At 70.2% G+C, this 362-nt stretch carries 1 protein-coding gene; it reads right to left on the reverse strand.

Annotation, left to right across the window (positions count from 1 at the left end; all coding sequences use genetic code 11):
* On the reverse strand, nucleotides 1-292 hold a 292-nt coding region (locus V5E28_RS49250), incomplete at its 3' end, for a transposase (protein ID WP_336217220.1).
* Between the last annotated feature and the right edge of the window lie 70 nt (nucleotides 293-362).

The following is a 362-nucleotide window of genomic DNA, read 5'->3' on the forward strand; positions in this document are numbered from 1 at the left end:
TGACCTCATCGACGCGCTTGTCGTTGACCCGCGGCGCGCGGACCTCGATCGCGCCCGCCGCGGTGAGAATCTCGCGCGGGGCATGGTGACCGTTGCGCACGACCAGGCGGCGACCGGCCTCATCACGCTCGTCGGCGAACGCGGCGATATAGGCCTCGACCTCGGCCTTGAGCGCTTCGGCGAGCATCCGGCGGGCGCCTTCGCGGACGAGTTCATCGATCAGCGCGGCGGAGACCGGGCCACCGGCCGTACGGTGGTCGCCGTCGGCGGGGTCAGGGACTACGGTGAGCATCGGGTGTGCCTTCCCGACCGACGTTGGCGCGTCGGCCATGCGTGAGAGACCTCAAACGATCACCGGGAAG

It is taken from the genome of Nonomuraea sp. LPB2021202275-12-8 (genome assembly GCF_037044575.1).
Lineage (GTDB): Bacteria > Actinomycetota > Actinomycetes > Streptosporangiales > Streptosporangiaceae > Nonomuraea.